This is a genomic window from Micromonospora mangrovicola, assembly GCF_047200535.1.
GTDB lineage: Bacteria > Actinomycetota > Actinomycetes > Mycobacteriales > Micromonosporaceae > Micromonospora.
In genome coordinates this window covers 1-13,821 of sequence record NZ_JBJZOG010000046.1, presented here as the reverse complement: position 1 = coordinate 13,821, position 13,821 = coordinate 1, and the positions used below count along the sequence as shown (strand labels likewise).

Here is a 13,821-nt window from a genome sequence, read left to right as displayed (position 1 = left end):
GGAGCACCGCGTCGATGACGGCGCCTCCGTGCGGTGCTTTTCAGCGGCCCGCCGGGCACCCTCGCCGTGGCAACCGCACCAGTCTACCCGAGGGAATTCCCGGCTTTCCGGCAGTCCCCGTATCACCGCCGTCACCCATCCGCAGGGCAACGGTCCGGCGCCGACGAGCGGCGACCGGCGACTGTTCCGGGTCGCGGCGCCTCCGACGCCGCGACCCGGAACGGTCGCACGAATCAGCTCAGGCCACCGAAGAGCGTCGTCACCGAACCGTCGTCGAAGACCTCCCGGATCGCCCGGGCCAGCAGCGGCGCGATCGACAACACGGTGAGCTTGTCGAGCTGCTTCTCTGGCGGCAACGGCAGGGTGTTCGTCACCACGACCTCGCTGATCGGGCTGTTCTTCAGCCGCTCGGTCGCCGGGTCCGACAGCAGCGCGTGGGTCGAGGCGACCACGATCTCCGCCGCGCCCGACTCCTTCAGGATGTCGGCGGCCTTGGTGATCGTGCCACCAGTGTCGATCATGTCGTCGACGACCAGGCACACCCGGCCCTCGACCTCACCGACCACCCGGTTCGCCACCACCTGGTTCGGCTTCAGCGGATCCCGGGTCTTGTGGATGAAGGCGAGCGGGCAACCGCCCAGCCGGTCCGTCCACCGCTCGGCCACCCGTACCCGGCCCGAGTCCGGCGCCACCACGGTCATCGGACGGCCCGCGTACTTGTGCTCCACGTACTCGGCGAGCACGTCCATCGCGAAGAGGTGGTCGACCGGGCCGTCGAAGAAGCCCTGGATCTGCGCGGTGTGCAGGTCGACCGTGAGGATGCGGTTCGCGCCGGCGGTCTTCAGCAGGTCGGCCACCAGCCGCGCCGAGATCGGCTCCCGGCCGCGGTGCTTCTTGTCCTGCCGCGAGTACGGGTAGTACGGCAGCACCACGGTGATCCGCTTGGCCGAACCACGCTTCAGCGCGTCGACCATGATCAGGGTCTCCATGACCCAGGTGTTGACCCCGTGCGTCACGGACTGCACCACGAAGGCGTCCGAACCGCGCACCGAGTCCTTGAAACGCACGAAGAGCTCACCGTTGGCGAACTCGTACGAGTCGGAGGGGGTCGGCGCGACGCCGAGCACCTCACCGATCTCCTTGGCCAGCTCCGGAAAGCCCCGTCCGGAGAAGAGCATCAGGCTCTTGCGGTTTTCGGCGACGATGCTGCCCATGGGCCCGTCTGCTCCTGTATGTCGGTGGTTCCCGGCGGCGGTGGAGCCGGGGACTATTCGGTTGCAGTATCCCCCGCGTTCACCGCTCCACCCACCGCCTGGCGATCCCCGTGGATTCAGTCACCTTCGCTTGCCGCTCCGGTCCCGTCCGACGCACCCTCGCGGGCCCGCTGGGCCGCCTCGGCGGACGCCGTGCCGGGCCGCTTGCGGGCCACCCAGCCCTCGATCGCCCGCTGCGGCGCCCGGGTCACCCCGAGCGCACCCGGCGGCACGTCCTGGGTGATCGCGCTGCCCGCCGCGATGTACGCCCCCGCGCCCACCTCGACCGGCGCGATCAGGCTGGTGTCGCAGCCGACGAAGGCCGCCTCGCCGACGATCGTGCGGTTCTTGTTCACCCCGTCGTAGTTCACGAAGATCGTCGCCGCGCCGATGTTCGCCTTCGCACCGATCGTCGCGTCCCCGACGTACGACAGGTGCGGCACCTTCGCGCCCGCGCCCAGCTCGGAGTTCTTCACCTCGACGAAGGTGCCCACCTTCGCCTTCTCCGCCAGCTTGGCCGCCGGTCGCAGGTACGCGAACGGCCCCACGCTGGCCCCCGGGCCCACCTCGGCGCCCACCGCGTGGCTGCGCACCACGCTGGCGCCCGCCGCGACCGTGGTGTCGATCAGCGTGGTGTCCGGACCCACGGTCGCCCCGGCACCGACCACCGTGTCGCCCTGGAGCTGGGTGTTCTGGTCGATCACCGCGTCCCGCTCGACGGTTGCCGTCACGTCGATCCAGGTGGTGTGCGGGTCGAGGATGCTCACCCCGGTCCGCATCCAGCCCTCGTTCACCCGGTCCCGCAGCAGCCGGCGCAGCCCGGCCAGCTCGACCCGGTCGTTGCAGCCCAACGTCTCCACGTGGTCCGGGGCGCAGTGCACCGCCACCGGCTCCCCGGCGTCCCGGAGCAGGCCGAAGACGTCGGTCAGGTACTCCTCGCCCTGGTCGTTGTCGGTGGAGAGCTTGCCCAGGGCGTCCCGCAGCCGGGCCACGTCGAACGCGTAGATGCCCGCGTTGATCTCCCGCAGCGCGCGCTGCTCCGGGGTCGCGTCACGCTCCTCGACGATCTGCTCCAGCCGGCCGTCGGCGTCCCGCACGATCCGGCCCAGGCCGGTCGGGTCCGGCACCTCGGCGGCCAGCACGGTCGCCGCCGCGCCCGCGCCCTCGTGCGCCTCGACCAGCGCCGCCACGGTCTCCGGCCGCAGCAGCGGCACGTCCCCGTTGATCACCACGACGGTGCCGGTGGCCTCCGGGACGGCGTCCAGGGCGATCCGCACCGCGTGCCCGGTGCCGAGCTGCTGCTCCTGGAGCACCGGGGTGGCCTCCGGCGCGACCTCGGCCAGGTGCGCCCGGACCTGGTCGGCGCCGTGCCCGACCACCACCACCGTGCGGTCCGCGCCCAACGGCGCCGCGGCGGCCAGCACATGACCGAGCAGGGTACGACCGAGCAGCGGATGCAGCACCTTGGGCAGGGCCGACTTCATCCGCTTGCCCTCACCGGCGGCGAGCACGACAACGGTGCGGAGGTGGGGCTGGGACACGACGTGGCTCCCGTCGGGACGGCGACAGTCTCGCGGCCATGCTAACCACGCGACGCGTCGCAATTCGCATCCGCCCGCACAAATGGCGTCCGCCCAGCTGCGGAATGACGGGGCTGAGCTGGGGTGCCTGGATTCGAACCAGGAGCTCAAGGCTCCAAAGGCCTGCGGGTTGCCGTTACCCCACACCCCATCGCAGCGTCAAGACCTGACGGCCACTGATTCAGACCCGCTCGTCGTCGGCGGTCCGGAACAGCTCGGCGATCATACCTTCGATCCGCCGGTAGAGCGCGCGGCTACGCGGCACGGTGATCACCAAGCAGCCATGGTAGTCGTCGCCGGTGCTCCGGCGGACGGTCGTCGGATCGTGCCGCTTGGGCGTCGAGCGCCCGAACCGCTCGACCGGAAGCCTCGGCCGCTCCGCCCACCAGCGGGCGGCCGCCTCGGTATCGACCGACTCGTGGATCGGTACCCGGTAACTCGGCATCCCCCGCCCGCCCGCCCGATCCCACACTCGGAGCTGGTTGCTCGGCGCGCAGGCGGCGCGCCTCGACGGCGAGCGGATCGGTCATGAGTGGACGCCGGAACGCACGTACGGCGGGGTCGATCCGGGTGCAAAACGCGGACTCCGGTGCGATCCGGCGCGCCTCTGGTTACGGTGACGTAGGCGTAACCCGTCCCGCTGGGAGGTGCCATGTCGACCGCCCTGACCGGCCCCGGAGCGGGCCCGAAGCCGCTGACCCAGGGGCACCAGTCCCGCGGCATCCTGGTCGCCCTCTGGGCCTTCGTGGTCGTCCCGTTCCTGGCCCTGCTGGCCGCCGTTCCGGTGGCCTGGGGTGGCTGGCTGGGCTGGAGCGACCTCCTCGTGGCCGCCTTCTGGTACGTGCTGTCCGGGCTCGGCATCACCGTCGGCTACCACCGCTATTTCACCCACGGCTCGTTCCGGGCGAAGCCGTGGCTGCGGGTGGCCCTGGCGGTGGCCGGGTCGTTCGCGGTACAGGGCGAGATCATCCAGTGGGTCGCCGACCACCGCCGGCACCACGCCTTCTCCGACCTGGAGGGCGACCCGCACTCACCGTGGCGGTTCGGGGCGAGCGTCCGGGGGCTGACCCGCGGGTTGTTCCACGCGCACGTCGGGTGGCTGTTCGACCGGGAGTTGTCCAACCGGGAGCGGTTCGCCCCGGACCTGCTCACCGATCCGGCCACCCGCCGGGTCGACCGGTTCTTCCCGCTGCTGGTGGCGGTGTCGGTACTCGGACCGGCGGCCATGGGCGGGCTGCTCACCGGGTCGTGGCAGGGCGCGCTTACCGCGCTCTTCTGGGGCGGGCTGGTCCGGATCGCGCTGCTGCACCACGTCACCTGGTCGATCAACTCGGTCTGCCACGTGTACGGGGAGCGGCCGTTCGCGGTGCGCCAGGGTGACCGGGCGTCGAACTTCTGGCCGCTGGCGCTGCTGTCGTTCGGGGAGAGCTGGCACAACCTGCACCACGCCGAGCCGACCAGCGCCCGACACGGGGTGCTGCGCGGCCAGCTCGATCCGTCGGCGCGGGTGATCTGGTTGCTGGAGAAGGTCGGCGCGGCGTGGGCGGTGCGCTGGCCGCAGCCGGAGCGGATCACCGCGAAGCTGGTGGGCCCGGGTCGGGTGCGGCGCTGACCGGTCGTCCGGCGGGACGCCGGCCTGGCAGGATGGCCGGATGACCGAGCTTCAGCCCGAGCGCCGGGATCCGGCGGTGGCACGGCGCGGCCAACGCAGCAGGCAGATCCCACGGCAGGGCGTCACCGAGCGCCGGCGAGGTGACGACATGACCGAGGTTCCCGGCAACGACGCCAGCACCGCCCGGCGGCGCGCCGTCCCCGCCGCCAAGCCCTCCTCCCGGGTACGGATGTCCGCGGCGCAACGGCGTGAGCAGCTGATCTCGATCGCCCGGCAGATCTTCGCCGAGCGCGGTTTCGACGCCACCTCGATCGAGGAGGTGGCCGCCCGGGCGAAGGTGTCCAAGCCGGTGGTGTACGAGCACTTCGGCGGCAAGGAGGGGCTCTACGCGGTGGTGGTGGACCGGGAGGTCCGTTCGCTGCTGGAGCGGATCACCACGGCTCTGACCGCGGGACATCCCCGGGAGCTGCTGGAGCAGGCTGCGCTGACGCTGCTGACGTACATCGAGGAGGAGACGAGCGGCTTCCGGGTGCTGGTCCGGGAGTCGCCGTTGATGTCGGCGACCGGCAACTTCAGCAGCGTGATGAACGACGTGGCGCACCAGGTGGAGCACATCCTGGGCGCGGAGTTCTCCAGCCGCGGGTACGACCCGAAGCTGGCGGAGCTGTACTCGCAGGCGCTGGTCGGCATGGTGGCGTTGACCGGGCGCTGGTGGTTGGAGGTGCGCAAGCCGCGGAAGGAGACCGTGGCGGCGCACCTGGTGAACCTGGCCTGGAACGGACTGTCGCACCTGGAGGCGAAGCCGGGCCTGATCACGTCCCGGAAACCGGGCTGATCCGGGTCAGCGGTGCGCCTCGGCGATGGAGTGGTTGCGGCGACGCCGCTCCTCCTCGGCGTGTTCGGGTGGGCCGACCTTGTCGTAGAGGCCGGTGGCGAGCAGGATCAGCCCGAACAGCAGGGACACGACCACGGTGGACATGGAGAAGTTGAGGAAGTTCGCCTGGGTCTGCAGTACGGACATCATGAGGATGCCGGTGACCATGAAGACGGCGCCGGCGGTCAGGTTCATGTAGTGGCCGAGGTTGCCGCGCCGGGACGCGCCGATCAGCAGGAAGGCGCCGAAGACGACGGAGACCAGCGAGAAGGCCAGGTTGGTGCGGAGGCCCAGGGCCCAGTTGCTGGTGCGGCTGAAGAGCCCGTCGCCCCAGGTCTCGAAGACGCCGTACACCCCGAAGACCAGGATGTAGAGGCCGACGAGACCGGACAGCACCCGGTACAGCGGTCGCGCGGGATGGTTCACCGGGAAGTGCGCCATGGAGCCTCTCCAACCAAGTAGGCAGTTCGCGGCAATTGTCCCCCGGAGGCCACCCGCCCGTCCCCGGAAACGCCGAAGGCCCGGCCGAAGCCGGGCCACCACGTCGGCCGAAGACTCGACGTCGACCGTCCCACCGCCATGGTCTCCCACACCCCTCGGGGGCGGATCTCACGGCGCCGACCGGGACCACGGAGGTTTTCGCCGGAGCCCGACCCGCGAAGGGATCAAGCCTGACCGCCCGGAGCGGGGCGGGCTCCGGCGAAAATCCGAAGCGCAACCAGATCAGAGAACGAGCCGGGCGCTCTTCCAGGCCTCGTGCTCCTCGTCGGTACCGACCTTGCCGTACATGGCGGCCACCAGGAGCACCAGCGACAGGAACAGCACGACCATGTCGGTGACGATCGAGAAGTTGAAGAAGTTGGCGTCGGTACGCAGGAACGCCAGCTCGGCCAGGCCGAGGGCCATCAGGGCGTAGGCCAGCCACTGGTTGATCTTTACGTCGAGGTTGCGGCCGATCGCGACGCCCAGCAGGATCACGGCCCCGAGCACGATGGCGAGCAGCGAGAAGCCGAGGTTCGTGCCCTGACCGAGGACCTTGGTGTCGTCCTGGGCGAGCATCTCGTTGCCGGCGCTCGAGATGATGCCGAGCACGCCGAAGACGACGAAGTACAGACCAACGAGCCCGCCGATCGCCCGGTAGATCGGCCGCGCGGGGTGGTTGACGGGGGTGTGGGCCATCTCTGCGTCTCCAAAGACCGTTCGGGTGAGGGGTCGCAGCGATTGTCCCGCACGCCGAGCTGTGACGCCGCACACCCCCCACCCCGGGTCGGGGTCAGCCGGCCGGCAGTTGCTCGGCAAGGGTCAGCCAGGCCTCCTCGGTGCGTTCCCGCTCGCCCCGCAACTCCTTCAGCTGGGCATCCAGTTCGGCGACCTTGGCGTAGTCGGTGGCGTGCGCGGCGAGCTGCTCGTGCAGCGTCGCCTCCTTCTGCTCCAGCTTGGCGATCTGCCGTTCCAGCTTGCCGAGTTCCTTCTTCGCGGTGCGTGCCTCGGCGGCGGACATCCCCTCGCGCTCGGGCGCGGTCGCGGCCGGGGTGAGGTCGGTGGGTGCCGGGCCCCGGCCGGCGGCGGCCCGGGCCAGGTACTCGTCGACCCCGCCGGGCATGTGCACCAGCCGGCCGTCGCCGAACATCCCGTACGCGACGTCGGCGACCCGCTCGATCAGGTACCGGTCGTGGCTGGCCACGACGATGGTGCCGGGCCAGGAGTCCAGCAGGTCCTCCAGCGCGGCGAGGGTGTCGGTGTCCAGGTCGTTGGTGGGCTCGTCGAAGAGGAGCACGTTGGGCTCGCCGGCGAGCAGCCGGAGCATCTGCAGCCGGCGACGCTCGCCGCCGGAAAGGTCGCTGACCGGGGTCCAGAGCCGCCGGTCGTCGAAACCGAAGATCTCGGCGAGCTGGGCGGCGCTGATCTCCCGGTCACCGAACTGGACGCGCCGGGCCACCTCCTCGACCGCCTCCAGCACGCGCAGGTGGCCGGGGAGTTCGGCGAGTTCCTGGGAGAGGAACGCGGGTCGGACGGTCTGCCCGGTGGTGAAGCGGCCGCCGTCGGGACCGGTCACCCCGGCGAGCATGCGCAGCAGGGTGGTCTTGCCGGCGCCGTTGCGGCCGAGGATGGCGACCCGGTCGCCGGGCCCGACCTGCCAGCTGACGTCGTGCAGGATCTCCTTCGGGCCGGCGTGCAGGGTGACCTGTTCGAGGTCGTACACCTGCTTGCCGAGCCGGGCGGTGGCGAGCCGTTGCAGCGACATGGTGTCGCGCGGCTCCGGGACGTCGGCGATCAGCGCGTTGGCCGCGTCGATGCGGAACTTCGGCTTGGAGGTACGCGCCGGCGCGCCCCGGCGCAGCCAGGCGATCTCCTTGCGGAGCAAATTCTGCCGGCGGGCCTCGGTGGCGGCGGCGACCCGCTGCCGCTCGGCGCGGGCGAGGGTCCACGCGGCGAAGCCGCCCTCGTACGCCCGGACGGACTGGTCGGCGACCTCCCACGTGGTGGTGCAGACGGCGTCGAGGAACCACCGGTCGTGGGTGACCACGACGAGTGCGCCCTTGCGGGTGACCAGGTGCTTCGCCAGCCAGTCGACGCCACCGACGTCGAGGTGGTTGGTGGGCTCGTCGAGGATGAGCAGGTCGGCGTCGCGGACCAGCAGCGCGGCGAGGGCGACCCGGCGGCGCTCACCCCCGGACATCGGCCCGACCGGTGCCTCCAGGCCGAGGTGGGGCATGCCGAGGCCGTCGAGGATGGCCCGGACCCCGGCGTCGCCGGCCCACTCGTGCTCGGCGCCCATGCTCTCGACGAGCCAGGCGGTGCCGAGAACGACGTCGCGGACGGTGGCCTCGGGGGCCAGGCTCAGGGTCTGTGGGAGCCAGGACACCCGCAGGTCGCGGCGGTGCGTGACGCGGCCGTCGTCGGGTTCCTCGGTGCGGGTGAGCAGCCGCAGCAGGGTGGACTTGCCGGCCCCGTTGAGGCCGACCACGCCGATCCGGTCAGCGTCGTCGAGGCCGAGCGAGACGTCGGTGAGCAGCGGCCCGGCGGCCCCGTACCCCTTGGACACCCGGTCCAGGTTGACGATGTTGGCCACTTCCCCACCTTTCATGATCAAGGCGTCCCGGTGCCGGCCGGCACCTCAGGACGCCCACTCCAAGGGTACGCGCGGACCGACCGGCTGCCCGCGCTGCCCGGCATGCCCGGTTCCCGGCGGTGCCCCACCACCGCACCGTCCGGCCCGCGCGAGACCCGGGCCTGCACGGTGCTCACTGTGATCTCGACTCGCGGAAAACGCGGTATCCCCGCTCGCCGACACCCCGGTTCGGCGAAAACCGAGTCGATCATGCGGGCCGGGCCGGGCCGAGTCGATCATGCGGGCCGGGCCGGGCCGCGGGCCGGAGGGGCGAGGCCGGGCGGCGCCGGGCCTCGGGCGGCGGCCGTCAGACGATGCGGGCGCCGACGACCGGCCCGTGGGCCACCCGGGCCTCCCGGCAGACCCCGGCGGCCTCCAGATCGGCGGCGATCCGCCCGGCGTGCGCCTCGTCCGTTGCGAGGAAGACGCAGGTGGGGCCGGAGCCGGAGACGATACCGGCGAGCGCGCCGGCCGACTCCCCCGCCTTGAGCGTGTCGACCAGGGCGGGCCGCATGGTCAGCGCGGCGGCCTGGAGGTCGTTGCCGAGCGCGGCGGCGAGCACCCGCGGGTCCCGCTGGCGCAGCGCGGCGAGCAGCGCGTCGGTGGTTCCCAACGGCTCGCCCGCGGTACCGGCCTCCCGGAGCCGGTCCAGCTCCCGATAGGCGGCCGGGGTGGAGAGGCCGCCGTCGGCGACGGCCACCACCCAGTGCCAGGAGGTGGGGCGGGCCAGCACCGGGCTGACCGCCTCGCCCCGGCCGGTGCCGAGCGCGGTGCCCCCGTGGATCAGGAAGGGCACGTCGGAGCCGAGATCGGCGGCGATGCCGGCCAGCTCGTCCCGGGACAGGCCGGTGCCCCAGAGCGCGTCGCAGGCCACCAGGGCGGCGGCCGCGTCGGCGCTGCCCCCGGCCAGCCCACCGGCGAGTGGGATCTGCTTGCGCAGGTGCAGCCGGGCGTACGGCGGCACGCCGACGTACCCGGCGAGGGCGTGCGCGGCGCGGATCACCAGGTTGGAGTCGTCCAGGGCCAGCTCGCCGGCGCCCTCGCCCTCCATGGTGAGGGTGAGCGTGTCGCCCCGACGCGCGGTCAGCTCGTCGTGGATGGAGATCGCGTGATAGACGGTGTTCAGCTCGTGGTAGCCGTCGGGGCGCAGGGGCCCCACCCCGAGGTGCAGGTTGACCTTGGCGGGCACCCGGACCTTCACCGGCCCGCCGGCCCCGCGCCGCTGCCCGTCCTCGCCGCCCGGTCGCCATGCCTCGGTCACGGGACGATGTCCCGCGGACGCAGGCGGATGTCGAACGGCTTCTCCACGGTCAACTCCTCGGCGGGGTCGGGCAGTGGCGCCCAGCCTACTGTGCGGAGGACGGAACGGCCGGGGCCGACGCGGCGATCGCGGCGAACTGCTCGACGGTGAGCGACTCACCGCGTGCGCCGGGGTCGACCCCGGCGGCGGTGAGCGTCGCCGCGGCCCGGTCCGCGCCGCCGGCCCAGCCGGCCAGGGCGGCGCGCAGGGTCTTGCGGCGCTGCGCGAACGCCGCGTCGACCACCGCGAAGACGGCCTCCCGGGGCACGTCGGCGCGGGGCGGCTCCCGCCGGGTGAAGGCGACCAGGCCGGAGTCGACGTTCGGCACCGGCCAGAAGACGTTCGGCGGGACCTTGCCGGCGGCGCGGGCCCGGGCGTACCAGGCGAGCTTGACCGACGGGACGCCGTACACCTTGGAGCCGGGACCGGCGACGAGCCGGTCGGCGACCTCCTTCTGCACCATGACCAGGCCGTGCCGCAGCGTGGGCAGCTCGGCGAGCAGGTGCAGCACCACCGGGACGGCGACGTTGTACGGCAGGTTCGCCACCAGCGCGGTCGGCGCGGGGTCGGCCAGCTCGGCGGCGGTGACCCGCAGCGCGTCGCCGGGGTGCACGGTGAGCCGGGCGGCGTCCGGGCCGGCGAACCGGGCGGCGGTCTGCGGCAGCGCGGCGGCCAGCGTCGGGTCCAGCTCCACGGCGTGCACGTGCGCGGCGACCGGGAGCAGGGCCAGGGTGAGCGAGCCGAGCCCGGGGCCGACCTCCAGCGCCACGTCGTCCGGGGCCAGCCCGGCGGTGGTGACGATCCGGCGGACGGTGTTCGGGTCGTGCACGAAGTTCTGGCCGAGCTTCTTGGTCGGCGTCACGCCGAGGCGGGCGGCGAGTTCCCGGATCTCCGCCGGGCCGAGGAGACCGGTCACGCCCCGTAGCGTAGCGGCGGGTTCCGGTCCGCTCACCACGGGCCGAAGGCGCGCTCGCCGGTCGCGGAGATCGCCGCGCAGAGCTCGTCGAGGTCGGTCCCGGTGGTCTCGGCCAGGAACCGGACGGTCAGCGGGATCAGGTACGACGCGTTGGGCCGGCCCCGGTGCGGCATCGGGGTGAGGTACGGGGCGTCGGTCTCCACCAGCAACTGCTCGACCGGGGTGACGCTGGCGGCCTCGCGCAGCGCCCCGGCACTGCCGAAGGTGACCGTGCCGGCGAAGCTGAGCAGGTAGCCACGGCGGACGCACTCGCGGGCGAAGTCGGCGTCGCCGGAGAAGCAGTGCAGCACGACGGTGTCGGGGGCGCCCTCGTCGTCGAGCACCCGCAGCACGTCGCCGTGCGCGTCCCGGTCGTGGATGACCAGCGCCTTGCGGTACCGCTTGGCGATGGCGATGTGCGCCCGGAAGCTCTCCTCCTGCGCGGCCCGCCCCTCGTCCCCGGTGCGGAAGAAGTCCAGGCCGGTCTCGCCGATGCCGCGCACCCGGTCGCGCGTGGCGAGGGTCTCGATCTCGCGCAGCGCCTCGTCGAGGTCGGCCAGGCGGGGCGCCTCGTTCGGGTGCAGCGCCACGGTGGCCAGCACCGCGCCGTACCGCTCGGCGACGTCGGCGCCCCAGCGGGACGACTCGACGTCCACGCCGACCTGCACCAGCCGGTCGACGCCGACCCCGGCGGCCACCGCGATCGCCGCCGCGACCGGGTCGTCGGCCGGCCCGCCGCCGGGGACCCCGGCCTCGCTGACGGTGATGTCGAGGTGGGTGTGGCTGTCCAGCACCGGTACGGCCAGCGCCTCCGGGGCGGGCGGGAACTCTCCGGCGCGGCGGGCGGCGCGCTGCTTGCGGGTCTCGGTCTGCTCGCTCATCGCGGCCAGCATCACACACCGCCGGGCGCCGCCGTTTCCGGACCGCCACCGAGTGTTCACGCGGGCAACATCTGTCGCGCTTAGCGTCCGGAGGGTGACCGTCACCCCTCAGGCCAGCGGGGCCGCGCCCGAGCGGACCGGGCTGCACGTGACGTACGAGGGCCGGATCCATCCGGCGGAGATGCTCGCCCGTGGCGCCGCGTACGAGTTGTTCAGCGCCGACGAGGTGCCCGGGTTCGAGTTTGCGCCCCGGCCGGGGGTGACCTGGCCGTGGCGGAAGTTCGTGCACGCCACCGAGGTGACCGCGGTGCACGGGGCGGGAGAGCCGACCGAGGAGGCGGACCCGCCGCTGCTGATGCCGGTGCACCGGGAGCACGGCTGGGCGCACCTGCACCAGCTCAGCCAGCAGCCGGGGTCGGCGGCCGACCCGCTGCTCGCCGTGGCGCGCGCCTCCGCGGTGATCCGGCCGGGCACCCGGATGGTGAAGGTGCTCTCCGCCCGGCAGCTCGCCGGCTACGTCCGGGGTTGGCTGCCGCACGGTTTCTGCTACCGGGAGCACGACGTCGCGCACCTGCGCACCCCGGCCGGGATGGCGGTGCTGCGCGGCGACGGCGAGGGCGGCGACGTGGCGTACGCGCTGCGTTGGCGGGCCGCCGACCCGGCCGACTTCGACGTCCCGATGGGGCCCGCGCACCACGGGCTGACCGTGCTGCCGCCCCGCGACCGGCTCGGGCCACCGGTGCTGGGCACCGGTTTCGTGCCGAGCAGCGCGCAGCTCATCCCGGAGTTCGTCACCCGGGAATTCGCCGACCTGCCGATGCCGGCGAACGCCACCCTGCTCGCCTATCCGGCGGAGGGGGTGGAGGTGGTGCTCTACACGTACCAGGCGGAGCAGCGGGGCTGGTTGCGCATGGTCGGCCCGCAGTGGCGGCACCTGCTGGCCGCGGTGCCGGGCCTCTCCCCCGACCAGGAGTACGTGCCGACCGGCGACGCGCCCCGCTCCACCCAACTGGTCGGCGCGTACGGCGACGGTGAGTACGAGGCGGTCGCCGACATGCCGGGCGGTTTCCGGGTGCTGGCGATGACCCGGGCGGCCCGCTACCCGGTGGAGTCGGCGGCCCGGCGGGTGCGCCTCGCCACCTGGCGCGGGGTGCCCTGCCTGGTGCTGCGGGAAGAGTCGGGCTGGCTGCGGCTGCGGTTGCGCCGGCCGGATCCGGACGCGGTGCTCACGACCGGCGCGCAGTGCCACGAACGGGGCGTCTACGAAGCCTGGGCCCCCGGCACCGAGCTGACCGACGATCAGGTGGTTGATCTGTCGTATCCGGTGGCATAACGCCGGCCGACCCGGGAAAGCGCGGCTGTCCGACAGGCACCGCACCGGGAGACGACCATGCCCTTCATCACCGTGGGGACCGAGAACAGCGCCCCCATCGACCTGTACTACGAGGATCACGGCTCCGGCCAGCCGGTCGTCCTCATCCACGGCTTCCCGTTCAACGGCGCGACGTGGGAGAAGATGAGCGGTCCGCTGATGGCGGCCGGCTATCGGGTGATCACGTACGACCGCCGCGGGTTCGGCGCGTCCGCCCAACCGGCGGTGGGGTACGACTACGACACCTTCGCCGCCGACCTCGACGTGCTGATGACCGAGCTGGACCTGCGCAACGCGATCCTGATCGGGCATTCGATGGGCACCGGGGAGATCACCCGGTATCTGGGCGCGTACGGCTCGGACCGGGTGGACCGGGCGGTGCTGATGGCGCCGTTGGCGCCGTACCTGTTGCAGACGCAGGACAACCCGGAGGGGGTGGAGAAGAGCCTCTTCGACGGGTTCCAGCAGGCCATCATCCAGGACCGGTTCGCCTACCTGACCCAGTTCTGCGACGCGTTCTTCAACGCCAGCGAGAACAAGGGCAAGCTGGTCAGCGACGAGGCGTACCGGGCGCACTGGGAGATCGGGGCGCGGGCGTCCGCGAAGGGCACCCACGACTGCGTGACCGCCTGGCAGACCGACTTCCGGGGCGACCTGCCGAACATCAACATCCCGGTGTTGATCATCCAGGGTGACAAGGACAACGTGCTGCCGTACCCGAAGACGGGCCAGCGGTTGCAGAACATGCTGTCCGACGTCCGCTTGGTCACCCTGAAGGGGGCGCCACACGGCACCCCGTGGACCCACCCGACCGAGGTCAACCAGGCGATCATGCAGTTCATCGGCGCGCCGTCGATGGCCCGCGCCTGACCGCCGGGTGCG

The 13,821-nt window shown here is 72.6% G+C and carries 12 protein-coding genes, 1 tRNA gene and 1 pseudogene; 4 read left to right on the top strand and 10 right to left on the bottom strand.

The features are described from left to right. Positions 1–233: 233 nt before the first annotated feature. The 4 genes and pseudogenes from ACL02O_RS19225 to ACL02O_RS19210 all read right to left on the bottom strand — a co-directional run bounded on the left by ACL02O_RS19225 (position 234) and on the right by ACL02O_RS19210 (position 3,278). On the bottom strand, positions 234–1,214 hold the full coding sequence (locus ACL02O_RS19225; RefSeq protein ID WP_412819475.1) for a ribose-phosphate diphosphokinase: 981 nt from the start codon (positions 1,212–1,214) through the stop codon (positions 234–236). Between the two features lie 53 nt (positions 1,215–1,267). Continuing rightward, positions 1,268–2,794, bottom strand: a pseudogene (gene glmU / locus ACL02O_RS19220) (bifunctional UDP-N-acetylglucosamine diphosphorylase/glucosamine-1-phosphate N-acetyltransferase GlmU). A 118-nt stretch (positions 2,795–2,912) separates the two neighbouring features. Further along, positions 2,913–2,984: transfer RNA gene (locus tag ACL02O_RS19215), tRNA-Gln, on the bottom strand. 30 nt (positions 2,985–3,014) lie between these two features. Then, entirely contained in the window at positions 3,015–3,278 is a 264-nt protein-coding gene (locus ACL02O_RS19210) for a hypothetical protein (RefSeq protein WP_412819474.1), read from the bottom strand. Positions 3,279–3,485: 207 nt separating this feature from the next. Between ACL02O_RS19210 and ACL02O_RS19205 the strand changes: the two genes are divergently transcribed. Together ACL02O_RS19205 and ACL02O_RS19200 are read left to right on the top strand one after the other, a co-directional pair. Next, positions 3,486–4,445: an acyl-CoA desaturase gene (locus tag ACL02O_RS19205; protein ID WP_412819473.1), complete on the top strand. Its 960-nt coding sequence runs from the start codon at positions 3,486–3,488 to the stop codon at positions 4,443–4,445. Between the two features lie 148 nt (positions 4,446–4,593). Next, positions 4,594–5,280, top strand: coding sequence for a TetR family transcriptional regulator (locus ACL02O_RS19200; RefSeq protein WP_412819472.1), 687 nt, complete (start codon positions 4,594–4,596; stop codon positions 5,278–5,280). A 6-nt stretch (positions 5,281–5,286) separates the two neighbouring features. Here the strand turns inward: ACL02O_RS19200 and ACL02O_RS19195 are convergent, their stop codons facing one another. The 6 genes from ACL02O_RS19195 to ACL02O_RS19170 form a co-directional block, all read right to left on the bottom strand. Continuing rightward, the gene (locus ACL02O_RS19195; protein ID WP_412819471.1) at positions 5,287–5,760 is read right to left on the bottom strand and encodes a DUF4383 domain-containing protein; all 474 of its coding nucleotides are present in this window, start codon (positions 5,758–5,760) and stop codon (positions 5,287–5,289) included. A 282-nt stretch (positions 5,761–6,042) separates the two neighbouring features. Further along, positions 6,043–6,498: a DUF4383 domain-containing protein gene (locus tag ACL02O_RS19190; RefSeq protein ID WP_412819470.1), complete on the bottom strand. Its 456-nt coding sequence runs from the start codon at positions 6,496–6,498 to the stop codon at positions 6,043–6,045. Positions 6,499–6,592: 94 nt separating this feature from the next. Further along, positions 6,593–8,392 carry an ABC-F family ATP-binding cassette domain-containing protein gene (locus ACL02O_RS19185; RefSeq protein WP_412819469.1) on the bottom strand — a complete coding sequence of 600 codons (1,800 nt, stop codon included), beginning with the start codon at positions 8,390–8,392 and terminating at the stop codon, positions 6,593–6,595. 346 nt (positions 8,393–8,738) lie between these two features. Further along, entirely contained in the window at positions 8,739–9,692 is a 954-nt protein-coding gene (locus tag ACL02O_RS19180; protein ID WP_412819468.1) for a 4-(cytidine 5'-diphospho)-2-C-methyl-D-erythritol kinase, read from the bottom strand. 85 nt (positions 9,693–9,777) lie between these two features. Further along, positions 9,778–10,647 carry a 16S rRNA (adenine(1518)-N(6)/adenine(1519)-N(6))-dimethyltransferase RsmA gene (gene rsmA / locus ACL02O_RS19175; RefSeq protein WP_412819467.1) on the bottom strand — a complete coding sequence of 290 codons (870 nt, stop codon included), beginning with the start codon at positions 10,645–10,647 and terminating at the stop codon, positions 9,778–9,780. Positions 10,648–10,679: 32 nt separating this feature from the next. Further along, complete coding sequence (locus tag ACL02O_RS19170) at positions 10,680–11,579, bottom strand: TatD family hydrolase (protein ID WP_412819508.1); 900 nt, start codon at positions 11,577–11,579, stop codon at positions 10,680–10,682. 82 nt (positions 11,580–11,661) lie between these two features. On the opposite strand from ACL02O_RS19170, the gene ACL02O_RS19165 reads away from it, so the two are divergent. Both ACL02O_RS19165 and ACL02O_RS19160 read left to right on the top strand, forming a co-directional pair. Further along, positions 11,662–12,900, top strand: a complete 1,239-nt coding sequence (locus tag ACL02O_RS19165; RefSeq protein WP_412819466.1) for a hypothetical protein — start codon at positions 11,662–11,664, stop codon at positions 12,898–12,900. Between the two features lie 57 nt (positions 12,901–12,957). Beyond that, positions 12,958–13,809, top strand: coding sequence for an alpha/beta fold hydrolase (locus ACL02O_RS19160; RefSeq protein ID WP_412819465.1), 852 nt, complete (start codon positions 12,958–12,960; stop codon positions 13,807–13,809). The last annotated feature ends 12 nt before the right edge of the window (positions 13,810–13,821 follow it).